The sequence below is a fragment of the Brevibacterium pigmentatum genome, from assembly GCF_011617465.1.
Classification (GTDB): Bacteria; Actinomycetota; Actinomycetes; order Actinomycetales; family Brevibacteriaceae; genus Brevibacterium; species Brevibacterium pigmentatum.
In genome coordinates, this window is the sequence record NZ_CP050153.1 from 1,871,395 (window position 1) to 1,894,463 (window position 23,069).

A 23,069-nucleotide genomic window follows, 5' to 3' on the forward strand; every position below is an offset into this window, starting at 1 on the left:
CAGGACGACCGCTGCAGACCTGGTGAAAGGCAGAATCACGATGGTGCGACCACGCGCGCAGCCCGCCCACGGACGCAGTTTCGGCGTCCAGGCCGGAGTCTATGACGAGGTGCGCCCCGGTTATCCCGACGCGGCACTCGATCTGGCGCTTGCCGGTTGGGACCGGCAATGGTCCGATCTGCGCGTGTGCGACCTCGGGGCCGGAACCGGGATCCTCAGCCGCCGGCTGCGCGACCTCGGCGCCGAACTCATCGCCGTCGATCCCGACGCGGTCGCGCTCGAACGCAATCCTGCTCCCACCGTGGTCGGCACCGCTGAGGACACCGGTCTGGAGGCGGAGAGCCTCGACCTCGTCACCGTCGCGCAGGCTTGGCACTGGTTCGACGAAGCGAGTGCGGCCGCCGAGGTGGTCCGCATCCTCAACCCCGGAGGGCGGCTCCTCATCCTCATCAACCAACTCGATGTCCGCGTCGACTGGGTGCTGCGTTTGAGCCGGATCATGCATGCCGGCGATGTGTACCGGCCGCAGTACCGGCCTCAGCCCGGAGCCGGACTGACCCTCATCGACCACACGCTCGTGGAATTCGCCACTGAACTGTCCGTCGACGGTATCGTCGACCTGGCTCGGACGCGTTCCTATTGGCTGCGCTCGAATGAGAAGACGCGGGCCCGAGTCGAATCGAATCTGCGGGAGTATCTGCGAGTGGAACATCCGGTTCCGGACACGGTAGATCTGCCCTATATGTGTTTGGCCTACCTCCTCGAACGGCGCTGATCATCAACGCCACTGAACTCGAACGGTGCCGAACGAACGAAGCGGGCCGCACCCGAATAAGGGTGCGGCCCGCTGTCAGCGTCCGAGTGTCGGAGCGGAGTCCGATCCTCGGTTCACTCAGGTCCGCCGGAGCTCGGCGCCGTTGTCAGCTGTCGACGCCGGGGGAGTGGGGCTCGTCCGACGTGGAGGATTCGACCACCTCGGGGGTGGTCTGTCCGGAAGCGTGCGAGACTGAGATCTTCCGGGGGCGAGCCTCCTCGGCGACGGGGATCGTCAGCGTGAGGACGCCGTCGCTGTAGTCGGCGCGGATGCGATCCAGGGCCACCCGGTTGCCGAGCGTGAGCTGGCGGGCGTAGGTGCCGTTGGTGCGTTCCCTGGTCAGCCACTTCACGTCCTTGTCCGCGACCTCGGACTCGCGGCGGGCGCGCACGGTGAGCGTGCGGTCTTCGACGTCGACATCGATGCTGCTCGGATCGACTCCGGGCATGTCGATGCGGGCGATGAAGACTTCGCCGTCACGGTAGAGGTCCATCGGCAGGGTGGTGGCATTCGGAGTGCGGGTCACCTCGGAGAAGAATCGGTCGAGGTCACGGATGGGGTCGAAACGTGTAGCCATGTGCTTCCTTTCGTTCGGGTCCTACATTGAGTCAAACACACTCAACTTTGAAATGATTCCAAACTCATGAAATTCTCAGTCTGTGAGCCTGGTTCCGATACTCCTCGCCCTTCTTCCCGTCACGGTGCTCATCGCCTTCGGCCTCGTGCTGAAGCGGCTGCCGGGATTTCGGAGTTCGGAGTTCTGGTCCGGTGCGGAGAAGCTCGCGTACTACTGTCTCCTTCCGGTGCTCCTCTTCACCTCCGTCGCCGAGGTGGACGTGGCCCATGTCCCGCTCGCGCGCTTGGCAGCGGCGCTCGTCATCCCCACTGTGATCGTATCCGTGGGCATCGTCCTGGCCCGCCGAGTCATCGCCCGCGATCTCCCCGCCTTCACCTCCGTACTCCAGGGCGGGATCCGGTTCAACACCTATATCGGTCTGTCCCTGGCCGGCAGTCTGTTCGGGTCCGAAGGCAGCGCCGTGGCCGCGATCGTCGCAGCAATCCTCGTCCCCACGGTCAATGTCATCTCGAGCCTCGGGTTCGAGTTCCTGCGCACGGGGCCGACCTCGCTGCTCGCTCTGCTGCGGGCGATCGTGACGAATCCGCTGGTGCTCGGCTGTGTCGCCGGAGCCGCAGTGAACATCACCGGTCTGGGCCTGCCGGATGTGGCGGCGACAGTCCTCGATCCCTTGGCGGCCGCCTCACTGCCCATCGGTCTGCTGTGCGTCGGCGCTGGTCTGCAGATCTTCTCCGTGCGTGCCCATGCCCGGGCCATCATCGCGTCGACGCTCATCAAGCTGATCGTGCTGCCGGGACTGTCGCTGGCAGCTCTGTCCGTCCTCGACATCCCGACGGTGCCGGCGCTGGTCGGACTGCTCTTCCAATCGATCGCGACGGCGAGCTCCGGTTATGTCATGGCCCGGCAGCTCGGGGGAGATGCGAAGCTCATGGCAGCACTCATCGCCGGCCAGACGATCGTCATGCTCGTGACCCTGCCGGTCGTGCTCCTCATCGCACAGTCCGTTCTCGGCTGAGCACGGGGCTTCTTCGTCTTCCGCGCGTGTCTCCCTGCCGTCTGCACGTGCCGCTCTGCCGCCGGTCCGGTCCGGACAGCACAGCGGCCGACCCCGTGATGGGATCGGCCGCTGAGTTCTCGCCTCGCAGTCCCACTCGGCTCATATCGCCGGAGATGAGGGCTGAGCCGAAGTGGTCAGTCTGCAGATGTCACTCGCCGTCGGCGGTGATATCGGGGTGGCGCGAGCCGAGCTCGGAATCGATGCGCAGGACGCCGGCTCCGTCGGTGCCGACGCGCTCGAGGCGACCGATGATCTCGGAGATGCTCGACTCCTCTTCGACCTGCTCGTCGATGAACCAGTGGAGCAGTGGCAGGACGTCGAGGTCGGCTTCGGACTGAGCGGTGCGGTAGAGGTTCCGGATGGACTCGGAGACCTTCTCCTCGTGCGCAAGTGCGGCCTTGAAGAAGTCGATCGGCTGCGAACCGGAGACCTTCGGAGCGGCGATATCACCGATCTGAGGGGCGAATCCGCGGTCGAGGCAGTGCTGGGTGAACTTGGCGGCGTGAACCTGCTCTTCTTCGGACTGGGCACGCATCCAGCGCGTCATTCCGGGCAGATCGAGATCGTCGAGCTGGATGGAGAGCTGGAGGTAGACCAATGAGGCTTCGAGTTCGAGGGTGACCTGCTCGTTGAGGACCTTCTGCATTGCGGGGCTCAGGTGCATCTTTTACTCCTTTGCGGTTCGAGGCGGATCCATTCCGCCTGCTTAGACAATATCCTGACACCTTTTCTAGAACGGTTCCAGTGTGGAAAGGCTCGGCAAACTCTGCCCAGGTTTGCCATACCTGCCTTTCCCTGCCCTTCGTGCCGAAGCGAGCCCGGTTGCGAACTCCGCTTGCGAGAACCGCTCAGAACACGGGATGCCGCGCGTGGTGGCCGGTTGCTGCTTCGAAGGCATGCGCAACTCGGAGCAGCTCGACATCAGCACCCGGTTTCGCCACGATCTGCACACCGACCGGCAGGCCGGAGTCCGAGAAGCCGGCCGGCACCGATATCGCCGGGCACCCGGTTGCCGAGATCAGGCACAGTGCCCGCATCCAATCGAGGTAGTTGTTCAGGGGCACCCCGTTGATCCGCGTCGGGTATTCGATGTCGGCATCGAACGGCAGGACCTGACAGGTGGTGAGCACAAGGACATCGTGTCCGGCGAAGTAGCGGTCGATCTCGCCGTGCAAGCGCGTGCGTGCGGATTCCGCGGACACCACCTCGGCGCCGGTGAAGTCGAGGCCCATGCGGATGTTCCACCTCACCGATTCCTTGATCTTGTTGGGGTGGGCCTCATACAGCCCGCCCCAGGAGCTGACGAAGTCGAGGGCACGACGGACATTGAACACCTCATCGGCGTCGGTGAGGTTCGGGATCTCGTCGTCCACATGCGCGCCGAGGCGGCCGAACACCTGAGCGGCGGAGGCGACGATGTCCTTCACCTCGGTCTCGACCGGCAGCAGTCCGTCCAGATCGGGACTGAACCCGACCCGGAGACCGGTGGGGTCGGGGGAGCGGTCAGTCTCGAGGGCGAATTCCGGCAGGTCGAAGACTCCGCCCGACTCGGGGATCGATCCCGGCGCCGAGGCATGTGGACCGGAGGCCACGGACATCAGCAGCGCCACATCGGAGACCGTACGGGCCATGAACCCGCTCTGCGACAGCCACGCATAGGGATTGCCCGGGGCAACGTGCGGGATGCGGCCGTTGCTCGGTCGGAATCCGACGACGTTGTTGAACGATGCCGGCGAGCGCAGCGATCCGCCCATATCCGATCCGTCTCCGGAGGCCTGTATCCCGGCCGCGAGCACCGCCCCGACCCCGCCGGAGGATCCCGATGCCGATTTCGTGCGGTCGTACGGGTTCACCGTCGTGCCGAACACCTCGTTGAAGGTGTGCGAGCCGGCCGCGAACTCGGGCACATTCGTCTTGCCCGTCGTGGTGATCCCTGCGGCCTTGAGTCGGGCGATGATGAGCGCGTCCGTTTCGGGTACGCGATCAGCCATGAGCGGCGAACCCCAGGTCGTGCGCATTCCCGCGGTGTCGTGAGTGTCCTTATGGGTCATCGGAACCCCATGCAGGGCACCGTAGCTCTCTCCGCGAGCTGTCGCGGCATCGGCGGCTGCGGCCCGGGCGAAGGCAGTCTCATCATCACGGGTGACGACGGCTTTGAGGGCAGGGTTGACCTCGTCGATGCGGTCGAGGTGGGCCTGCAGCGCCTCTCGCGCCGAGACCTCCTTGGATGCGATCCGGGCCGCCAGTTCGCGAGTCGACCACCACAGCATCTCCTCGCTCATGCGCCGTCCTTTCCGACCTTGCTCAGCACTGCAGACAGGGCGGCTCTGATGCCGGTCTCGAGCGTGGTCTCGACATCGTCGGGGGCGAAGAACGGGGAGTGATTCCCGGGCGGAGTCTGCCCGTCGGCGAACTTCGCGGGGGAGTAGCCGCCGAAGAACCAGTACACGTACGGGACTCCGATGTCATCGCCGAAGGCTCCGACATCCTCGCTGCCGGTGGCCGGCTCGGACAGATGAACCTGCTCGGTACCGAGTTCGGCTCCCACGTGGGTGAGGAACGACTCGGTCTCCTCGGGATCGTTGAAGCAGCGCGGGAATCGATACATCTCCTCGATCTCCGGTTCCGGTGCCCCGGACGCCTGCGCCTCGGCGGTGATGATGCGGCGGACACGGTCGAGGACGACTGCGCGGACCTCCTCGGTGAAGGTGCGGATATTGAGTTTGAACTCGGCGGAGTCGGGGATGATGTTCTCCTTGAGTCCGCCGTGGAAGGTGCCCACGGTGACCACGGACATATCGCGACCGGAGATCTCGCGTGACACGACCGACTGGAGACGGGTGATCATATAGGCGCCGAGGACGATCGGGTCGATCGCGTTCTCCGGCTGTGAGCCGTGCGCCTGCTTGCCCTTGACGGTCACACGCAGGCAGTCGGACATCGCCATGGCGGTTCCGCTGCTGACGTAGAGGTGACCCGCTGCTCCGGGCCACACATGCTGGCCGAAGATGACCTCGGGACGCACGATCTGATCCCACAGTCCGTCGTCGAGCATTGCGCGCGCACCTTGGCCGGTCTCCTCACCGGGCTGGAAGATCATGACGACGGTTCCCGACCACAGATCCCTGTGCGTGACGAGGTGCTTGGCGAGGTAGAGCCCGACGGTGATGTGGGTGTCGTGGCCGCAGCCGTGCATGACCTTAGTGGTCTCCCCGTCGGGAAGCGTGCCGTCCGCGGTGGAGGCATAGTCGTACCCGGTGTCCTCGCTGATCGGCAGTCCGTCGATGTCGGCACGGTAGCCGATGACAGGTCCGTCGCCGTTCTCGATCACGGCGACGACTCCGGTCCCGCCGAAGGTGTGGGTCGTGAGGCCGTGGGACTGGAGCCGGGAGGCGATCTCGGCGGCGGTATTCGTCTCCTGCATCGACAGTTCGGGAGTGCGGTGGAAGTGTTTGTAGTCGGCGATCGTCTGGTCGAGATCGGCACTGATCGACGCGCGGATGGCGGGGTTGAGAGACATGATGTCCTTTCAGCAGTGGTCTGGTCTCATCTTGGCAGGATTCGTCGAATGCGGGGGTGGGTCTCGGCAGTCGAGCACCCACCGCATTGCGTTGTCGGCAGTGTTCGTCAGTTGATGCCGACGGTATCGGTGCCGTCGCTGTCGGGCCGCTTGTCCGTGACCGATTTGTTGCGGGTGAACCAGGTGATGAGGATGGTCAGGAACACGACGATCGCGACGTCTCCGGGCGCGAGCACGGGAAACAGCTGAACGAGGACGAGAATGACCAGCGCCGCCATGCCGAGGGCGATGAGCGTCGACTTGAGCTGTTTGAGGGACGCGATGAGCTGGACGGTGACGCCGCCGAGGATGGCCGGGAGGATGTAGAGCTTCGCGACGAGGGTGACCGGCTCGGGGACGAGGGTGACGAGCCACGTGCCGAGGATGCCGACGAAGATGACCATCGAGGCGACGTGGATGATCGCGGCCCCGCAGATCGCCATCGTCGCCGCGTATTCGCCCTTGCGGGTGCCCGGCTTCGCGCCGATGGTGTCCTGAGCGACGATTGCCGAGGGCAGCAGTTTGTTCGAGACGTTGCCGATCATGAACGCCTGGTACATGCCGGCAGGTCCGAGGATCGGGAAGTAGGTGAGTGGTTCGACGATGTAGAAGACTCCGTAGACGGCGAACACGGCGAGGAAGCCCTTGAGGATCTCCCCGAAATTGATGTTCGCGTCCGCGACGAAGAGCAGATAGAAGGGCACCGAGGTGGCGATGAGGAATCCGATGAACAGCGTGATCGAGCCCCATCGGCTGGTGGTGCGTTCGAAGGCCGCGTGTGAGGGTGATGTGATGATCGATGACATGGTCTCTCCTCAGGCTTCGGGCAGTCCGAGACCGGCGTAGTGGGCGAAATAGGCGGCGACGAGGCCGATGAGCAGGGAGAACCCCAGGCCCCATTCCTTCAGCCAGTTCTGTTTCAGTGTTTTGGCCAGCAGCAGGCAGATGCTCATGACCACTGCCGAGACGATGACGGCGATGACGTGGGTCGGCGATTTCGGCAATTCGCGGAAGGTCAGGGCCGCGAAGGCTGCGAGCAGTGCAGCGCCCGGGATGATCGACATGAGCGCAGGATTGACCTTCTCGAGCTTGTGGGAGCTGCGCTTGAAGACCGGGGTGAGGATGAGGGTGGAGATCATCCAGCCTGCTCCCGAGAGGCTCATCGCCATGAGAGCGACGATGAAGACTCCGCGAGTGAAGGTCTCATCGCCGAGGTTCGCACCCATGGTGCCTGCGGCCAGGGAGGCAGAGGCCACTTCTGTGGCGGCGGATCCGATGAGTCCGACGCGGACGATGACAGGGGGAGTGCCGAACAGCGGCAGCAGGGCGATGGCGACGAGCACCACCGACAGAGATGGTCCGATCGCGGCGACACCGCCGGCACGGAAAGCCGAACGGACCTCCTGTTGGCTCATTCCCGCGGACTCGGCGTTCTTCTTCACCGCGGTCATATAGATGAGCGATTGCACGACGACGACGCCCATCACCGCCATCGCGAGTATCCAGAGTATGGGGGCATTTGCGAGGCCGATGTAGTCGGCCGAACCGCTGGCCATAGGCATGGTCAGCTCCTCACTTCATTGTCGAGTTGCAGAGACGCAGACCGACAGGGCAGGTATGGTATACCATCAGTCGCTGCGCAGGAACAAACCTATACTGACCGAACGGTCAGGGACCATAGGTTGGAGAGAAGTTCTCATGTTGCGAGACTGATCACGGCGATAGCCGACTTCTGTCCCGTTGGTGAGGACGCCGCTTTTCGGAGACCAGTCGACGTAGGCTGATGGCATGGATGCAGCAACGGCAGAGCGACTCGATCGCGCGGAAGCCTGTTGGGTCGCAACGCTCCAGCGCGTGCGGGAGACGGACCTGAATCGCACGAGCGGTGCCGACGACTGGACGAATGCGGAGCTCATCAATCACCTCATCGGCGGGGGAGTCCGATACACGAAGCTGTTGGGGCAGGCGAGCACCGCCGAGGTCGAGGCCGTAAGGGGACTCGACCATCTCGGCGATGACATGATCCAGTCATTCTGGACGCACGAGAGCACATTCAGGTCACGTGCGGACACCTGCGATCTCACAGCGCTGGTGGCTCACCGGATCGGGAACATCCCGGGGGAGCAGCTTGTCCAGATGCGCATCCTCGAGCTATCGCTCCATGCCGCGGATCTCGCACGCGGCATCGGCTGCGACTGGCCCATCGACGAAGAGCTCGCTGAGTTCATCTACGTCGAACTCGGCGAGCTCATCATCACCCTCGGGGCCCTAGGCGGATACGAGCCGCCGCGCTCGAGCGGCGATGGGGCTTCATACGCCCAGCGGGTGCTGCGACTCTCCGGGCGGTGAGCGGAAGGGCATGGGCGCAGAGAGCGCCGGTGCTCTATTCCTTCTTCGGTGAGATGTACATGGTGATGTGTGCGGTGACGAAGGCGATGCCATTCGCGTCGAGGACATCGACAGGGACGACCAGGTCGAACTTCTCCTCGCCGAATTCGGGGATCCCTTCAAGTCGGGTGACAGCCGTGACCGGCCCTTTGCTGGCCTTGGCGTTGTATTGCACAGTCATTCCCGCCGGGATCCAGCGGTGAGTGGGCGGCACGGTCGCTTCCGTCATGACGCCGGCGGCGACTTCGGCCATATTGCACGACGCGATCGCGTGATAGGTGCCGATATGATTGTGCATTCCGCGGCGGTTAGGCGCGGTGACGCGGCACAGCCCGGGGCTCAGCTCTTTGATCTGCGGGCGCACAGTACGGAAGTAAGGTGCTTTGAAGCACACGGCCTGCGAGAACAGGCGCTTGCCGAGAGGCATCTCCTGCATCTTCTTCCACAGGGCAAAGATCTTTCCGGTGCCGGGCATCGCCGCCGTCTGCGTAGTATCTGCGGTCATCGTCGTGTCCTTCCGTTGCGGCGTGAAGACTGCGCTCTTGGTCCGACTGAGGCGTTCACGGTCGCTGTGAGCTAAGTTACCTGTCAGTAAACAGTAACAGAGTGGCACTGCAGGGTGACGGATCAGACACAGCACCGACGTCGCCAGGGGAGTGCCGCCTCGGCGCGTTGTCGCTTACTCAGGCGGAGACCGAACCGCGCACTATCTGCTTGTCCCTGTCGGGATCGGCGAGGACGATGACCAGCACTGCACAGACAGCCGAGACGATGCCCACGATGCGGAACGCAGTAGCGTAGCCGAGGCCGGGATCACTCGCAGCATCGACGATGAGGCCTGTCACATAGGGCCGATGAGTCCACCCACCGCCATGAGCGCGAGGAAGACACCGAGGGTTCCCGCCGTCTGCACCGGCGGGCAGATCTCGGAGATCGCCGCATTCGCCAGGGGCAGCACGACCGCTCCGAATCGCCGGCTGCTTCGCCGCCACGTCGCCTCGTGAATCAACCCAGCTGAACGTGCGGTGCCGCACGAGGGCAGTCTATACAGTCGATCTGTCGGAGCCGGTCACCAAGCGGTTCGAGAAGCGGTTCTCGGGCTGCGGAAGAGGTGCTTCTGATCTTTACTTAACATAATGTATATTATCGGCGTTCTATCCAGAGTCGGGCTGGAGCATGTAAAAATGGCCGTGAGCGACACGCTAATCGCTCACGGCCATTTCACGACCACAACGCACATATTCGCCTGCGCATCGTCGATCGTCAGATCATCGTGCGGTCTCAGCCGCCGACGGTGACGTTGCCGGCGAGGCCGACCTTGCCGCTGTCGCCGTCGCCCTTGGAGCCGCCGTCGTCCTTCTTGTCGTCATCGCCGGATCCGCCGCCGTCATCGGCTGCGCCGTTCTCCTTGGTCAATCCGGCCTTTTCGCCGCAGACCGGCCATGCGCCCGGGCCCTGCTCTTCGAGTGTCTTCTGTGCGATGTCGATCTGCTCGGCCTTGCTGGCCTCGTGCGGCATTCCCTCACCGCCGAAGGCCTTCCAGGTCTGCTCGGAGAACTGCAGTCCGCCGTAGTATCCGTTGCCGGTGTTGATATGCCAGTCACCGCCGGATTCGCATTCGGCGACCTTGTCCCAGACGCCCTGCTCAGATGCCTGCGCCGGCTGGGCCGCGCTCATTCCGGTCAATCCGGCGGCTGCAACTGCGCCGGCGCCAGCGAGCAGGGCGACCTTGCGGAGGCTTGTGCTGTAGAGGTTCACTGTGTCTTCTCCAAAGTACGACTGCATTTCGATTCTGTAACCCGGTCGTTACCGAGCCGTTATACACCGTAACGAATCGATTGCCGCATTTGAACCCGAAACCGTGAAATCAGCATCTGAATCGGCTCCGCGGAGCCTGGACGAAGCCTGAGTGGGCACGACTCCCCTGGTCAGGCACTCACATATGCGGCCAGATGCTCGGCGGTCAGCGAACCGTTCGTCTTCGCTCCTGTGACAAGTTCGGCCGGGCTGCCTTCGAACACGATCGAACCTCCGTCATGGCCCGCGCCCGGGCCGAGGTCGATGATGTGATCGGCATGAGCCATCACTGCCTGGTGGTGTTCGATGACGATGACGGTCCGTCCCGAATCGACGAGTCCGTCGAGCAGCCGCAGCAGGTTGTCGACATCGGCCAGATGCAGTCCTGTCGTCGGCTCGTCGAGGATGATCACCTGCGCCGCATCGGCGGCTTTCGCCGACAGATGGACCGCGAGCTTGAGCCTCTGTCGCTCTCCCCCGGACAGCGTCGTCAGCGGCTGGCCGAGGCTGATGTAGCCGAGTCCCACCTCGGCGAGGATCTTGAGAGTCTTGACGACCGCGGGAATACGCGACTCCCCCGCACCGAAATGCTCGATCGCCGAATCCACCGACAGATCCAGGACCTCTCGGATGTTTCGCCCGCCCAAGGTGAACTCGAGCACCTCAGCTTGGAATCCCTTGCCCTCGCACTCGGCGCACGGTGCCGACACACCGCCCATGAGCGCCATGTCCGAATAGATGATTCCGGCGCCGTTGCACACCGGGCATGCACCTTCGGAATTCGCGCTGAACAGGGCGGGCTTGACCCCGTTGGCCTTAGCGAACGCCTTTCGAATGGGTTCGAGCATCCCCGTGTACGTCGCCGGGTTGCTGCGCCGTGATCCCTTGATCGGCGCCTGATCGATCATCACGACCCCATCACGTCCCCGCAGGGCCCCCTCGATGAGGCTGCTCTTTCCGGATCCGGCAACACCGGTCACGACGGTGAGCACCCCGAGGGCCACATCGACGTCGACGCCTCGCAGATTGTGCGACTGTGCGTCGCGGATCTCGAGCGCTCCCGCCGGTTCCCGCACCGTATCCTTGAGCGCAGCGGTGTATCCGAGGTGCCTCCCGGTGAGAGTATTGGACTCCCGCAGACCGTCGACGCTGCCGGTGAAGGTCACCTCTCCCCCGTTGCTGCCCGCGCCGGGCCCGAGGTCGACGATGTGGTCGGCGATGAGGATCGTCTCGGGTTTGTGTTCGACGACGAGGACCGTGTTGCCTTTGTCCCGCAGTGCCATCAGCAGGTCGTTCATCGATCGGATGTCGTGTGGGTGCAGACCGATCGTCGGTTCGTCGAAGACGTAGGTGACGTCCGTGAGCGAAGAGCCCAGGTGGCGGACCAGTTTGATCCGCTGGGCCTCTCCCCCGGACAGTGACCCTGCCGATCGGTCCAGGGACAGGTATCCGAGTCCGATGTCGTTGAAGGCTGCCACATCCGCGCGCAGCGATTCGAGCAGCGCCGAGGCGGCTCCCGGCTCGATCTGGTCCAGCCAATCCGTGATGTCCGAGATCTGCAGGGCACAGACATCGGCGATCGATTTTCCGGCAATCAGTGAGGAGCGGGCGGCCGCGTTGAGCCTGGTTCCCTCGCATTCGGGACAGGTGGTGAAGACCACGGCACGGTCGACGAACTCGCGGATGTGCTTCTGCATCGAGTCCCGATCCTTGGACAAGAACGACCGTTGGATCCGCGGGATCAGCCCGTCGAAGGTGATGTTCGTGCCATTGATCTTGACCTTCTCGCCTTCGGCATACAGCAGATAGTGTCGCTCCGTCTCATCGAAATCGGCGACGGGTTTGTCCGGGTCGAAGTACCCGGATTCGGAGAACATGCGCACGGACCAACCGCCGGGTTTGTACCCGGGGACGGTGATGGCTCCGTCGTTCAAGGATTTCGACTCATCGACCACCTCGTCGATGGAGATGTCCGTGGCAGTGCCCATTCCCTCACAGTGCGGGCACATGCCGCCGTTGACGGAGAAGGACTTGCGTTCGACCTGCTTGCTCTCGCCCTTGTCGATGGTCACTGCGCCCTTCCCGCTGAGGGTGGCGACGTTGAAGGAGTAGGCGTTCGTCGATCCGAGGTTCGGCTCGGCCAGCCGGGCGAAGAGAGTGCGCAGCTTCGCATTGATGTCGGAGACCGTGCCCACGGTGGAGCGCGGATTCGCCCCGATCCGCTCTTGATCGACGAGGATGGCCGTCGTCAGTCCCTCGAGGACGTCGACCTCGGGGCGGGCCATCGCCGGCATGAAGCCTTGGACGAATGCGGAATAGGTCTCGTTGATCATCCGCTGGGATTCGGCGGCGATCGTGTGGAAGACCAGTGAGCTCTTGCCGGAGCCGGAGACTCCCGTGAATACCGTGAGACGACGTTTGGGGATCGCGACGCTGACGTCCTTGAGGTTGTTCTCTCTGGCTCCGCTGACGCGGATGAGGTCATGGCTGTCGGCTGCGTGCACCGGTTCAGCCTCTCTGCTGGATGCGGATCATGTTGCCGGCGGGGTCGCGCAGGGCGCAGTCACGCAGACCGTAGGGCTGGTCCATCGGCTCCTGCACGATATCGGCGCCCTTGGTCTCCACCTCGGCGAATGCCTCATCGACGTTCGGGGTGGCCAACACGATCGCACCGTAGCTGCCCTTGGCGATGAGCGCCTCGATGGTCTCCCGTTCTGTGTCGCTGATCGTCGGGTCGGTCACAGGCGGGGTGAGCACGATCGAGGTGTCGGGCTGTCCGACGGGGCCGACGGTCAGCCAGCGCATGCGTCCGGAGCCGACATCGAGGCGCAGCTCGAAGCCGAGGATGTCACGGTAGAAGGTCAGGGATTCTTCGGCATCGGTATGCGGCAGGAAGCTGGCGTTGATCGAGATGTCCATGTCAGCAATCGTAGACTGCTCAGCTCGGTGGGACTTCTCGATTCCTGACCGGTCTCAGCGCGTTCTTCACCACGACGGTCGGCAGCCGGTGCTCACCTGCGGCGACACCGTCGCGGTAGCGGGTCGGAGAGAGTCCGACGAGTTCGCGGAAGCGGGTGCTGAAGGTGCCCAAGGAGGAGAAGCCGACGGTGAAGCAGATCTCGGTGATCGTGAGATCGCCGCGGCGGATGAGCGCCATGGCCCGCTCGATCCTGCGCGTCATCAGGTACGAGTACGGGGATTCGCCGTAGGCGGACTTGAACTGGCGGCTGAGGTGCCCGGCGGACATGTGCACGCCCGCGGCCAGTGAATCCACGCTCAGCGGCTGGTCGAACTCGCGGTCGATGCGGTCTCGGACCCGGCGCAGAGCCACCAGCTGTTCGTTCATCCCGCGTCGACTCCCTGTTTTAGCGTGCGTCCGCGGAAGAAGTCGGGATGGCGCACGGACTGGATGATCATGATCACCACACCGAGCAGCAGCACCCCGATGCCGAGGACGAAGACGAGTCCGACACCGAAGACCGAGGACCCGGATCCGTAGGCGGGGTCGAGCGAGTCGATCGCGGTGGTGACGAAGATGATCAGCAGGGTCACTCCCCCGATGAGCGGGAACAGGAACCGGAAGAAGAACGTGCGTCCTGAGGCGAAGAGGCTGCGCCGGAAGTACCAGATGCAGGCCAGGCCGGTGATGCCGTAGTAGAAGCAGACCATGAGTCCCAGCGCGGTGATCGTGTCCCACAGGGCGTTCTCCGAGAGCAGCCGCATGACGACGTAGAAGATGATCGCAGCCCCCGCCGAGGTGACGGTGGCCACCGACGGCGACTTGTAGCGGGGAGAGACGCGACCGTACTTCTCCGGCAGCGCGCCGTAGTGGCCCATCGCCAGGATGGTCCGCGAGGGCGAGACCATCGTCGCCTGCAGCGAGGACAGGGAGGACGAGAGCACTGCGATGGAGACGAGCACCGCGAAGGGTCCCATGACAGGGCCGGCGAGAGAGGCGAAGATCGATTCCTGGTTGTCCGGGTTGCCGGCACCGAGGCCTTCGGCGCCGATGCCGGCGAACGAGATGACTGCGACGGTGCAGGCGATGTAGATGATGACGATCGCGATGATCGTGAGCATAGCGGCCCGGCCCGGGGTCTTCTCCGGGTCCTTCGCCTCCTCGTTCATCGTGATCACAGTGTCCCAGCCCCAGAACAGGAAGATCGACAATGACACGGCGGCCGCCACAGTGGAGAAGTCGCCGGCGGACAGCGGGTTGAACCAGTCGAGCGAGACCGGCGTCGGATCAAAGGCGGTGCCGTTGGAAGCCTGTACGATCGCGGCGACGACGAACCATCCCAGGGCCAGCACCTGGAAGGCGACCAGCCACACCTGCAGCTTTTCCGTGGCTTCTACTCCCCTGTACGACACCCAGGCCGCGGCTGCGGTGAGGAGGATCGTGACGGGGATGTTGATCCACAGGACGCGTGTGAGCTCGGCGATCTGCGGGTCGGAGAACACTTGGGACAGAAGGAGAAAGAGGAAGTCGACGGCGACGGCCGCGAGATTGGACAGCACGAGGACAGTGGCGGCGACGAGTCCCCAGCCGCCCATCCAGCCGAGCCACGGTCCGAACGCTCTGGTCGCCCAGGTGAAGGTGGTCCCCGAATCCGGCATCGCCGTATTCAGTTCCCGATAGCCGAAGACGACCAGCAGCATCGGCACGAAGCCGATGAGCAGAACGGCCGGGGTGTGCACCCCGACCTCGGAGATCGTCGGCCCCAGTCCCGAGGTCAGCGTATAGGCCGGGGCGATGCAGGAGATGCCGATGACGGCTCCCCCGATGGCTCCGATCTTGCCGGCGGACAGGCCCTTCGAGCTCAGTCCGCTCGTGTTCGTCGACGGTGACGGCTGTGTGCTGCTCATTTCAGGACTTCTCGCCGAGGATCCTCTCGGCGGTGGCGGTGCCGATGCGCACTGCTCCGTCGACGTGCTGGTAGCCTTCGGCGGCGATATCGGAGCTGGCGAAGTGGATCGGCCCGACGGGGTCGTTCTGGAACGGGCCCCATCGGTGCAGACCGCCGAGGTCGTAGCTCGTCGCATAGGCTCCGCGGGTCCATTCCTCCGCGCCGAAGTCGGAGAGGTAGAACACTCGTGGGTCGACTGCCTTCGGGCCGAGGAACTCGGCAAGGGCTTCGAGGATCCTCGTCCGGCGGGTCTCCTCGTCCAGTGCCCACATGGCATCGGCGTTGACATCGGAGATGAAGCCGACGAGGGTGCCCTGCTCTTCCCCGTGGTTCGTGTTGTCGTAGACCTCTTGGACGAGGCGGGAGGCGCCGAACCCGGTTCCGCAGAGCCCGTCCTCGCGCCAGAACGGGGTGTCGTAGGTGGCGTGGACCTTGATGACGAGTCCCATGGACTGGTGCTGGTGGAAGATCTGCTGGAGTCGCGGCAGGGGCGGTGAGTAGCTGATGCGCGAATACAGGTTCGGCGGAACGGCGACGATCGCGGACTCGGCGCTGACTGTGAGCTCGTCGGTCGAGACGCTGACTCCGGTCTCCGACCATTCGATCCGCCGCACCGGCTGCTGCAGACGGACGATGTCCGCACCGAGTTCGTCTGCCATCTGCACCGAGACCGACTGCATTCCGCCGACGACGCGACGGTCGAGGATGAAGTGATCATCGACGAGATTCGTGAATGATCCCGCCGAGGCTGCCATGAGGATGGCTTGGAGTGCTGAGAAGGCCGTGGCGGGCTTGGTCAGCATGCCGCCCGCGACGAACAGTCCGATGTTCTCGCACGCGAGTTCGTCCTCTGACTGCTCACGCAGCCAATGGTGGAAGGAGATCGAGTCGAGTTCAGCAGCATCCTCGGCGGCCCAAGGGGCCTGCGGACCGATCCGGGCAGCGAGTTCGTCGAGGATGCCGATGAGGCGTTCCATCTCTGCCTGAGTCGACTCCCCCACCGGGAACATCTCGCCCGAGTAGACGGTGCGGGTTCCGTCGGGGGCGATGTAGACGCTGTCGCCGTCACGGTAGCGCGGGTAGGTCTCCTTGCCGAGTTCGTCGACGAGAGCGAGCAACGCGGTCTGGTCCGGGGAGATCCACTGGCCGCCGAGTTCGAACATCTGTCCGTCGATGTGCTCGGTCCAGGTGCGTCCGCCCACACGATCGCGGGCTTCGAGGACGATGACGCTGCGTCCGGCCTTCCGCAGTCGGCGGGCGGCGCTCAGGCCGGATGGACCTGCTCCGATGATGACGACGTCACAGGTTTCCTTCGACATGGTGATCTCCTCGAAAGGGGCTGGGGTATTGGCTTCAGATTAGCCAGCCCACAGTCGAAAACCAAGGTCGAAATCGTGAATGCGAATTCCGTACCCAATAAGCAATTCGTCTGCTATCGCGCTTAGATGCGACTGATTCCTACTGTTTCGATGTCCGATCCGTTCGAAATTCGTCTTTCAGCGAGTTGGGGTGCGGAATCCGCAGTCACCTGCTCGCAGCTCGGTCACGGACTTGCCGTTTGCGGTGTTCGTGATCTTCACCTTGGAACCGAACGGCAGGGTCTTGTGGGCGGCGGTGAGCTTGTTGGTATCGAAGATATCTCCGTTGGCGGTCTTCCTGCCGTCGAATCCGTCACCGCCGCCGTAGTAGGACATCGGGCAGCTGCCGGATTCGCCGGCCGATTTGCCGGAGTTCGACGGTCCGTCGTTCTCATCAGCGTCTCCACCGCCGGACGACCCCTCGTTGCCGGATGTCTCTCCGCCGCCGGTAGATGCTTCGTCCTTCTTGTCAGCGGTCTTCGACGGCTCAGGGCTCGGAGTCTCGATATGAGTGTCGATCGTGACCTCGGCCGGTTTCTCCTTCGCCTGTTTCTTCGCCTTGGCGAGGAACTCATCCGTGGCCTTCGTCGGCTCGGAGACAGCGACGGCAGGCGCTTCCGCCACGACCTGACCGCTCGAGGAGGAGTCATTGGGAACCATTGCGAGGCTCGATGCGACGACAGCTGCGGTAGCGGCGGTCGGCACGATGAACGCGGAGAGCACCGGACGGGTGCGAACGGCTGCCAGCACTCCCCCGGCGGTGTTCTGCCGGCCGGCCGGTGCATGCCGTCCGGTCTTCTTCTTTGCCGTCAGCGCGGAGAAGATCGAGCCGGACTTCTTGGTGCTCGGTGCTGAGTGTCTGCCCACAGTCGTGTTCCTCGTCGTCATCAGAGAGTAATTCGGCAACTCGGAGATGCACGGGAAGACCTCTCGCAACAGTGCGCTCGAGGAAGAGCTCCAAGTTATCTGATCGTTACCTTGACAGATTCTAGTTAAGGAACTGTTACAAAAGCAATGTGGCGCACCCAAACGGTGTGCCACATGAATGCGATTCTGCTCACGGACGGTGTCCGCGCCTCGCCGGAGTTCAGGTCCTCGAAGGCAGTTCGCGGCCGGAGACGGTCACGACCGGAGTCGGTCACGGTCAGCGGGACTTGCGTGTCACCAGCTTCCGGACACCTGCGGCTCCGGACGTCACGGTTTCCTGTGCCTTGTCGAAGGCTCGCTCGACCTTGCCGCTGCGCACGGCGTCGTCGATCGCGTGCGACACGCTTCCCAGCACACGGTTGACGCTGTTCTCGGTGGCTTCGATGAGGCGAGATGTCGAGGCTGCCTCACGCACGTTCTTCACACCGGTGCTCGCAGCTCCGTAAGCGCGTCCGGCAACCCGGCGTGCACGTTCGGTCGGGGACTTCGCGGTCGCGTCGATGACGTCGTCGGGTTCGATGGGTTCGCGGTGTGAGCTCATGGCACCATCCTTGAACAGAGCCCGGATGAAATCAACACCCTGGTTAGGATTGGACTATGAATTCCCAGCGGGAGGTCATCGCGGACCCAGAGATCATCGCGCACCGAGGCGGCCTGTGGCCGGGAACGAGCGAAAACACCCTCGAGGCCTTCACTGCTGCGGCGGCTGCCGGAGTCGAGTTGATGGAGACCGACGTCCACGCCTCCGCCGATGGCGTCCTCTTCGCTGCCCACGATGCCGACCTCAACCGCATCGCAGGACTGGCACACTCCATTTGCGAACTGCCCGCAGACGAACTCGACGAGGTCGAACTCCTCGCCGGGGGTCGACTCCCCCGCCTCGAGGCGCTGTTCGAGACGCTGCCGCAGGTGCAATGGAACATCGACGTCAAGGCCGCCCACAGCATCGGCCCGATGATCCGATTCGTTCACAATTTCAACGCCGCCGACAGAGTCCGACTCGCCTCCTTCGACTCCGGCACCCTTCGTCGTCTGCGCACAGCTCTGCCGGGCGTGCGCACGTCGACAGGGACCACGGAGACTGCCCTCTTCGCCCTCGGTCGGCTGCCGGGAGTACCCGATCATGGGTTCGCTCCTCTGCCGCCGGGCGTCGACGCCTTGCAGGTGCCCGTCTCGTTCAAACGGATCCCGGTGGTCACCGCCGACTTCGTCGACCGGGCTCACCGCTCAGGACTGCTCGTCCATGTCTGGACGGTCAATGATGAGGAGACGATGGGCTCGATGCTCGGCCTCGGAGCCGACGGGATCGTCACCGATGATGTCGAGCTCGGCCTCGAGGTGCTGGCCCGCCGACGGGGTTAGCTGTGTGGACGCTCCGGGAACACCACCGCAGCCTGTCCACGAGGAATATTCGAGCACGGTAGACTGTTACATTGCGTCCAAGGTGTGCAGTCGAGTCGGAAGGTCTTAGATATGAGCGAACGCAGTCTCCGCGGAACACAGTTGGGCTCGCGCAGCCTCGAAACCGAAGAGGGCGTCGAGCCGGCACCCCGCCAGATGGTCGAATTCGAATGCGAAGACGGAACCCGCTTCAAGGTGCCGTTCTCGATCGAAGCCGAAGTCCCCTCGACGTGGGATTCCGGCATCCACGGCATCGGTGTCCGCGTCGGCGTCAACGAACCCGATGGTGAGTCCGTCAAGCACGTGCGTTCCCACTGGGACATGTTGCTGGAGCGCCGGTCCTTCGACGAACTCCAGGTGCTCCTCGACGAGCGCCTCGCGATCCGTCGCGGTGAGGTCCCGGCCCAGAGCTGATTCAGCTGCGCTGAAGGCACCGAAGGGGTGCAGGTCAACAGACCTGCACCCCTTCTCCTTTCGCCTATTGCTACCTGACGGCGGCCCAGCAACCTCGCGCCAGGTTGCTGGGCCGCCGTCAGGTAGCAATAGGGGGTTAGGCGGGTTGTTCGTTGCGACCCAGCAGACGACGGAACTGGTTGCGGCGGCGGGTGAGCCCCCAGCCGGCGACCTTGGTGAATGCTTCGGTGATGATCGAGCCGCTCATCTTCGACTCGCCGAGCTCGCGTTCGACGAAGACGATGGGCACCTCGGCGACGCGGAATCCAGCTTCGACGGTGCGGTAGGTCATGTCGATCTGGAAGCAGTATCCCTGCGACTGGACACCGGAGAGATCGAGCGCTTCGAGCACGGGACGGGTATACGCGCGGAACCCGGCAGTCGCGTCCTTGACCCCCAGTCCCATGACCGCGTTGACGTAGACGTTCGCGCCGCGGGAGAGGAAGTACCTCGACTTGGGCCAATCGACGATCTCTCCGCCGGGCACCCACCGCGATCCGATGATGAGATCCCCGCGCCCCTCTTCGGCGGCGCGGAGCAGCTGCCCCAGGTCGAGCGAACGATGAGATCCGTCGGCATCGAACTCGCAGATGATGTCGTAGTCGCGTTCCAGCGCCCATTCGAATCCGGCGATATAGGCCATGCCCAGTCCGGATTTCTCGCTGCGGTGGAGGACGTTGATGCGGGGATCGTTCTGAGCCTGATCGTCGGCCCACTCCCCCGTTCCGTCGGGAGAGCTGTCATCGACGATGAGGACGTCGACGTCGGGCTGCTGCTCGAACAATCCGGCCAGTGTCACGGGGAGGGCGAGACGTTCGTTGAACGTGGGGATGACGACAAGAATCTTGGAAGGCACGGACCCCACGATACGCGGTAGCCGGGCCAGACAATGAGTCGACACCCCCGCCTTCGGACCACGCAGCAGCGAGTTATCTATTGACGGGAGTGCCGACTCCATCCCACATCAAGCGGAATGTTCACGTCGAATCTAATGGCCGATGCGGACTTTGCAAAATCGCTGTGACCTGGCCTGATGACTGAAATTGCAGGTCACAGGCCCAATTGCAGGAATCGAAATTTTCTATCCATCGGCGTGTCGGCTGGACAGACCGAAGGTTCGTCTCAGAGTTCGACTCGTGTGGGCAGCGCCACGTCGGAAGACAATTCGGGCAAACCGGGTGTTCCCGATCGCGGGTCGGTGCTCCATGCGGCGACTCGCGGGTCGGCGACCTGAACGACGAGGCGCTCTACCTTCCACCGCACGATATCGGCATCGGCCCCTGGGGCGAGCACTCCGCCTTCGGGGTTTCCGGCCGCCCGGTGGGCGAAGCGGGTCGCGGCGTTGAAAGCGGCACGGGCACCGATTCCTCCGTCGCCGACGACGGCATTGCGAACTCCCGCCCAGGGTGATGCCTCGGAATGGCTGAAGGACACCTGCGCTCCGGCGGCGAGCAGCTGTGCCAAGGGCTGCGGCTGCGCCGGGTCGAGGGTGATGGCAATCCCGCTGCGGCCGAGGACCTCGACCTGGTCTTCCGAAACCGAGAAGTCCAGGCGCAGGCGGTAGCCGTGACGCTGGGCATGAGCGGCATCGCCACGCAGGGCCTCGAGCACATCGGTGAGCTGGCCATCCGAGTCGACGAGAATGAAGAGGCTGAGTGCCGGCAGCTGCTCCAGTCCGAGCAGATCGGAGGCGGTGATCGAGGCGCGGCGGGCCTCGGCGGATCCCGAGTCCAGCTGCGGGTAGTCGACGACCGACAGTCCCTCCGGCGCGTCGGCGGCGAACTGCGCGACCGCCTCGGCGGTGCCGATCGCATGCACATGGGTGAACCCCTGCGCATGCAGTTCCGCACCCGTCGGGGACGATTCGTCCACGGTCAATCCCGCATGGACGAAGCCCGGGGTGAGGAAGTCCTCACCGAGGTCGATCGCCTCCGGATCGAGGGCCTTGGCCGCTTCATCGGAACCGATGAACGAGACCTTTCCGTCCGCATGTCCCAGTGCCGTCGCAAAAGGGTCGACACTGCTGTAAACATCTCCACCAAAGTACATAGTCACAGCCGACAGGCTACACCGTCGGCCGTTGCGGCTACACCTGTGTCAGGAGGGTCGGGTATCGTCATCGATTGTGAAGCCCTTGGTTCTGCTCGATACTCCAGCCCTGTACTACCGCGCCTTCTATTCGGTGCCGGATTCGATCGTCAATGCCGACGGTCACCCGGTCAACGCCGTGCGCGGGGTCCTCGACACCGTCGCCCAGATGGTGCGGCGATTCGACACCGATCGTGTGATCGCGACGATGGACGCCGATTGGCGACCAGCCTTCCGCACCGCGATCATGCCCGAGTACAAGGCGGCACGCGTCAAGGACGAGGAATCCGGCACGGAGATCCCACCCGAGCTGGCCGTGCAGCTGCCGATCATGAACCGCGTCCTCACGGCCGCAGGAATCCCCATCGCCGAGGTGGCCGGAACTGAAGCCGATGATGTCATCGCCACGATGGCCGCCCAGTCGACGAGCCCGGTGGTCATCGTCTCACCCGATCGCGATCTGCTGGCTCTGCTCGACTCGTCCGCCGAGGTCAGCGTTCTGCGCCCCCGTAAGGGCGGCGAGTGGGAGGCCCTCACGCAGGCCGACCTGCCGAGGGCCTACGGAGTGCCCGACGGCACCCGCTACCGTGAGCTCGCAGCTCTGCGCGGCGATCCGTCCGACGGGCTGCCCGGAGCCCCCGGCATCGGAGAGAAGACGGCCGCGACCCTGTTGGAGAACTTCGGTTCCCTCGAAACGATCGTCAAGGCGGCCAAGGCCGGTGTGAAGACCGGTGGGCTCAGCCCCAAGCGTGCCGCAACGATCATCGAGGTCGAAGAGACCCTGTACAAGACTCTCGAGGTCATGCGCTGCCTCACCGACGTCGACCACGGCATCGATCTCGACAGCATCCCGAACACGTTTGACCGCACCGCAGTCGATGATGCCGCCGAAGGGCAGAACATCCGCCGCTCCGTCGACAACCTCACCAGTGCACTCGAATCCGTGTCGGGCACAGCCGGCGCGCCGGCGGCACACACCGGCGCACCGGGACTCACGACGGCGCCGCGGCTGTCGAACGAGTCCGCCGAGTCGGCTCCGCGGTCTGCAGCGACCGGTTCGTGGACACAGTCACGGCTCGTCGGCTTCGACCTCGAGACCACCGGAGTCGAACCGGCCACGGCCCGCATCGTCACCGCGGCCTTCGTCGAATCGGCTACCCAGGTGCGCACGTGGCTGGCCGATCCGGGCATCGAGATCCCCGAATCGGCGCGCGCTGTCCACGGCATCACCACCGAATTCGCCCAGGCCAACGGTGCGACAGCCGCCCAGGTCGTTGCCGAACTGTGCGCGGAATTCGCCGCGCTCAGAGAAGAAGGCGCCGTCGTCGTCGGACACAATGTCGTCTACGACCTCAGCGTGATGTCCGCCGAAGTGGCCCGCCATCGCCCGGACATCGACTTCCCGTCGATCATCCCGACGATCATCGACACCTTCGTCGTCGACAAACACATCGATGCGTACCGCAAGGGCAAGCGGACGCTCATCGAGACGGCGAAGACCTACCGCATCGAACTCCTCGACGCCCATGATGCCGCCGCCGATGCCTTGGCCGCTCTGGACATTTCCCGAGCATTGGCCGAAAAGTCCACGGAAATCTCTGCGATGAGCAACGATGAGATCATGGCCGCGCAGGCCGGTTGGAGACGCTCACAGGCGGCAGGACTGCAGGCCTGGCTGCGGAAGAAGGGCAACGCCGAAGCCGTCGTCGACGGTTCGTGGCCGATGTCCTGAACGCTAGACTC

At 64.1% G+C, this 23,069-nt stretch carries 24 protein-coding genes; 6 read left to right on the forward strand and 18 right to left on the reverse strand.

What is annotated here, in order from left to right:
* The first annotated feature begins 40 nt into the window (after window positions 1-40).
* Entirely contained in the window at window positions 41-775 is a 735-nt protein-coding gene (locus GUY30_RS08510; RefSeq protein WP_167196176.1) for a class I SAM-dependent methyltransferase, read from the forward strand.
* A 145-nt stretch (window positions 776-920) separates the two neighbouring features.
* On the opposite strand, the gene GUY30_RS08515 is transcribed toward GUY30_RS08510, so the two are convergent.
* Window positions 921-1,391, reverse strand: a complete 471-nt coding sequence (locus GUY30_RS08515) for an Hsp20/alpha crystallin family protein (protein ID WP_167196178.1) — start codon at window positions 1,389-1,391, stop codon at window positions 921-923.
* An 82-nt stretch (window positions 1,392-1,473) separates the two neighbouring features.
* On the opposite strand from GUY30_RS08515, the gene GUY30_RS08520 reads away from it, so the two are divergent.
* Window positions 1,474-2,406, forward strand: coding sequence for an AEC family transporter (locus GUY30_RS08520; RefSeq protein WP_167196181.1), 933 nt, complete (start codon window positions 1,474-1,476; stop codon window positions 2,404-2,406).
* A gap of 190 nt (window positions 2,407-2,596) precedes the next feature.
* On the opposite strand, the gene GUY30_RS08525 is transcribed toward GUY30_RS08520, so the two are convergent.
* The 5 genes from GUY30_RS08525 to GUY30_RS08545 all read right to left on the reverse strand — a co-directional run bounded on the left by GUY30_RS08525 (window position 2,597) and on the right by GUY30_RS08545 (window position 7,569).
* Complete coding sequence (locus GUY30_RS08525) at window positions 2,597-3,112, reverse strand: ferritin (RefSeq protein ID WP_167196184.1); 516 nt, start codon at window positions 3,110-3,112, stop codon at window positions 2,597-2,599.
* Window positions 3,113-3,296: 184 nt separating this feature from the next.
* The gene (locus tag GUY30_RS08530) at window positions 3,297-4,730 is read right to left on the reverse strand and encodes an amidase (protein ID WP_167196187.1); all 1,434 of its coding nucleotides are present in this window, start codon (window positions 4,728-4,730) and stop codon (window positions 3,297-3,299) included.
* Window positions 4,727-5,968: an amidohydrolase gene (locus tag GUY30_RS08535; protein ID WP_167196189.1), complete on the reverse strand. Its 1,242-nt coding sequence runs from the start codon at window positions 5,966-5,968 to the stop codon at window positions 4,727-4,729. The genes GUY30_RS08530 and GUY30_RS08535 overlap by 4 nt, the downstream gene beginning before the upstream one ends.
* Before the next feature lie 107 nt (window positions 5,969-6,075).
* On the reverse strand, window positions 6,076-6,813 hold the full coding sequence (locus GUY30_RS08540) for a hypothetical protein (protein WP_167196192.1): 738 nt from the start codon (window positions 6,811-6,813) through the stop codon (window positions 6,076-6,078).
* Between the two features lie 9 nt (window positions 6,814-6,822).
* Window positions 6,823-7,569 carry a DUF5058 family protein gene (locus GUY30_RS08545; protein ID WP_167196195.1) on the reverse strand — a complete coding sequence of 249 codons (747 nt, stop codon included), beginning with the start codon at window positions 7,567-7,569 and terminating at the stop codon, window positions 6,823-6,825.
* 226 nt (window positions 7,570-7,795) lie between these two features.
* Between GUY30_RS08545 and GUY30_RS08550 the strand changes: the two genes are divergently transcribed.
* The gene (locus GUY30_RS08550; protein ID WP_167196198.1) at window positions 7,796-8,356 is read left to right on the forward strand and encodes a maleylpyruvate isomerase N-terminal domain-containing protein; all 561 of its coding nucleotides are present in this window, start codon (window positions 7,796-7,798) and stop codon (window positions 8,354-8,356) included.
* 34 nt (window positions 8,357-8,390) lie between these two features.
* On the opposite strand, the gene GUY30_RS08555 is transcribed toward GUY30_RS08550, so the two are convergent.
* The 10 genes from GUY30_RS08555 to GUY30_RS08600 all read right to left on the reverse strand — a co-directional run bounded on the left by GUY30_RS08555 (window position 8,391) and on the right by GUY30_RS08600 (window position 17,925).
* Window positions 8,391-8,900: a hotdog fold domain-containing protein gene (locus GUY30_RS08555; RefSeq protein WP_208091503.1), complete on the reverse strand. Its 510-nt coding sequence runs from the start codon at window positions 8,898-8,900 to the stop codon at window positions 8,391-8,393.
* A 178-nt stretch (window positions 8,901-9,078) separates the two neighbouring features.
* Window positions 9,079-9,240, reverse strand: coding sequence for a hypothetical protein (locus GUY30_RS17765; protein WP_208091504.1), 162 nt, complete (start codon window positions 9,238-9,240; stop codon window positions 9,079-9,081).
* A 436-nt stretch (window positions 9,241-9,676) separates the two neighbouring features.
* Window positions 9,677-10,180 carry a transglycosylase family protein gene (locus GUY30_RS08565; RefSeq protein ID WP_167196201.1) on the reverse strand — a complete coding sequence of 168 codons (504 nt, stop codon included), beginning with the start codon at window positions 10,178-10,180 and terminating at the stop codon, window positions 9,677-9,679.
* Between the two features lie 143 nt (window positions 10,181-10,323).
* Window positions 10,324-12,696, reverse strand: coding sequence for an ATP-binding cassette domain-containing protein (locus tag GUY30_RS08570; RefSeq protein WP_167196204.1), 2,373 nt, complete (start codon window positions 12,694-12,696; stop codon window positions 10,324-10,326).
* 4 nt (window positions 12,697-12,700) lie between these two features.
* Window positions 12,701-13,111, reverse strand: coding sequence for a VOC family protein (locus GUY30_RS08575; protein ID WP_167196207.1), 411 nt, complete (start codon window positions 13,109-13,111; stop codon window positions 12,701-12,703).
* A gap of 19 nt (window positions 13,112-13,130) precedes the next feature.
* Window positions 13,131-13,538 (reverse strand): helix-turn-helix transcriptional regulator, encoded by a 408-nt coding sequence (locus GUY30_RS08580; RefSeq protein ID WP_167196210.1) that lies wholly within the window; start codon window positions 13,536-13,538, stop codon window positions 13,131-13,133.
* Window positions 13,535-15,058 carry an APC family permease gene (locus tag GUY30_RS08585; protein WP_167196213.1) on the reverse strand — a complete coding sequence of 508 codons (1,524 nt, stop codon included), beginning with the start codon at window positions 15,056-15,058 and terminating at the stop codon, window positions 13,535-13,537. Before GUY30_RS08585 ends, GUY30_RS08580 begins: the two co-directional genes overlap by 4 nt.
* Before the next feature lies 1 nt (window position 15,059).
* Complete coding sequence (locus tag GUY30_RS08590) at window positions 15,060-16,418, reverse strand: flavin monoamine oxidase family protein (protein WP_167196215.1); 1,359 nt, start codon at window positions 16,416-16,418, stop codon at window positions 15,060-15,062.
* Window positions 16,419-16,595: 177 nt separating this feature from the next.
* Window positions 16,596-17,324 (reverse strand): septal ring lytic transglycosylase RlpA family protein, encoded by a 729-nt coding sequence (locus GUY30_RS18105; protein ID WP_208091505.1) that lies wholly within the window; start codon window positions 17,322-17,324, stop codon window positions 16,596-16,598.
* A gap of 277 nt (window positions 17,325-17,601) precedes the next feature.
* Entirely contained in the window at window positions 17,602-17,925 is a 324-nt protein-coding gene (locus tag GUY30_RS08600; protein WP_167196218.1) for a hypothetical protein, read from the reverse strand.
* 56 nt (window positions 17,926-17,981) lie between these two features.
* On the opposite strand from GUY30_RS08600, the gene GUY30_RS08605 reads away from it, so the two are divergent.
* Together GUY30_RS08605 and GUY30_RS08610 are read left to right on the forward strand one after the other, a co-directional pair.
* Window positions 17,982-18,746, forward strand: a complete 765-nt coding sequence (locus GUY30_RS08605) for a glycerophosphodiester phosphodiesterase family protein (protein WP_167196221.1) — start codon at window positions 17,982-17,984, stop codon at window positions 18,744-18,746.
* A gap of 111 nt (window positions 18,747-18,857) precedes the next feature.
* The gene (locus GUY30_RS08610) at window positions 18,858-19,199 is read left to right on the forward strand and encodes an RNA polymerase-binding protein RbpA (protein ID WP_167196224.1); all 342 of its coding nucleotides are present in this window, start codon (window positions 18,858-18,860) and stop codon (window positions 19,197-19,199) included.
* Between the two features lie 136 nt (window positions 19,200-19,335).
* On the opposite strand, the gene GUY30_RS08615 is transcribed toward GUY30_RS08610, so the two are convergent.
* A complete protein-coding gene (locus GUY30_RS08615; RefSeq protein WP_228281830.1) occupies window positions 19,336-20,094 on the reverse strand; it encodes a polyprenol monophosphomannose synthase in 759 nt (252 codons plus the stop codon).
* A 266-nt stretch (window positions 20,095-20,360) separates the two neighbouring features.
* A complete protein-coding gene (locus tag GUY30_RS08620) occupies window positions 20,361-21,287 on the reverse strand; it encodes a metal-dependent hydrolase (protein ID WP_167200838.1) in 927 nt (308 codons plus the stop codon).
* Between the two features lie 76 nt (window positions 21,288-21,363).
* Between GUY30_RS08620 and GUY30_RS08625 the strand changes: the two genes are divergently transcribed.
* Window positions 21,364-23,058, forward strand: a complete 1,695-nt coding sequence (locus tag GUY30_RS08625; RefSeq protein WP_228281832.1) for a 5'-3' exonuclease H3TH domain-containing protein — start codon at window positions 21,364-21,366, stop codon at window positions 23,056-23,058.
* The last annotated feature ends 11 nt before the right edge of the window (window positions 23,059-23,069 follow it).

Bases quoted from the DNA above. Each gene is read 5' to 3' on its own strand.
- GUY30_RS08510 (WP_167196176.1), top strand. From the start codon at position 41: ATGGTGCGACCACGCGCGCAGCCCGCCCACGGACGCAGTTTCGGCGTC.
- GUY30_RS08515 (WP_167196178.1), bottom strand. From the start codon at position 1,391: ATGGCTACACGTTTCGACCCCATCCGTGACCTCGACCGATTCTTCTCC.
- GUY30_RS08525 (WP_167196184.1), bottom strand. From the start codon at position 3,112: ATGCACCTGAGCCCCGCAATGCAGAAGGTCCTCAACGAGCAGGTCACC.
- GUY30_RS08530 (WP_167196187.1), bottom strand. From the start codon at position 4,730: ATGAGCGAGGAGATGCTGTGGTGGTCGACTCGCGAACTGGCGGCCCGG.
- GUY30_RS08535 (WP_167196189.1), bottom strand. From the start codon at position 5,968: ATGTCTCTCAACCCCGCCATCCGCGCGTCGATCAGTGCCGATCTCGAC.
- GUY30_RS08540 (WP_167196192.1), bottom strand. From the start codon at position 6,813: ATGTCATCGATCATCACATCACCCTCACACGCGGCCTTCGAACGCACC.
- GUY30_RS08545 (WP_167196195.1), bottom strand. From the start codon at position 7,569: ATGCCTATGGCCAGCGGTTCGGCCGACTACATCGGCCTCGCAAATGCC.
- GUY30_RS08550 (WP_167196198.1), top strand. From the start codon at position 7,796: ATGGATGCAGCAACGGCAGAGCGACTCGATCGCGCGGAAGCCTGTTGG.
- GUY30_RS08555 (WP_208091503.1), bottom strand. From the start codon at position 8,900: ATGACCGCAGATACTACGCAGACGGCGGCGATGCCCGGCACCGGAAAG.
- GUY30_RS08565 (WP_167196201.1), bottom strand. From the start codon at position 10,180: ATGCAGTCGTACTTTGGAGAAGACACAGTGAACCTCTACAGCACAAGC.
- GUY30_RS08575 (WP_167196207.1), bottom strand. From the start codon at position 13,111: ATGGACATCTCGATCAACGCCAGCTTCCTGCCGCATACCGATGCCGAA.
- GUY30_RS08580 (WP_167196210.1), bottom strand. From the start codon at position 13,538: ATGAACGAACAGCTGGTGGCTCTGCGCCGGGTCCGAGACCGCATCGAC.
- GUY30_RS08585 (WP_167196213.1), bottom strand. From the start codon at position 15,058: ATGAGCAGCACACAGCCGTCACCGTCGACGAACACGAGCGGACTGAGC.
- GUY30_RS08590 (WP_167196215.1), bottom strand. From the start codon at position 16,418: ATGTCGAAGGAAACCTGTGACGTCGTCATCATCGGAGCAGGTCCATCC.
- GUY30_RS08600 (WP_167196218.1), bottom strand. From the start codon at position 17,925: ATGAGCTCACACCGCGAACCCATCGAACCCGACGACGTCATCGACGCG.
- GUY30_RS08605 (WP_167196221.1), top strand. From the start codon at position 17,982: ATGAATTCCCAGCGGGAGGTCATCGCGGACCCAGAGATCATCGCGCAC.
- GUY30_RS08610 (WP_167196224.1), top strand. From the start codon at position 18,858: ATGAGCGAACGCAGTCTCCGCGGAACACAGTTGGGCTCGCGCAGCCTC.
- GUY30_RS08620 (WP_167200838.1), bottom strand. From the start codon at position 21,287: ATGTACTTTGGTGGAGATGTTTACAGCAGTGTCGACCCTTTTGCGACG.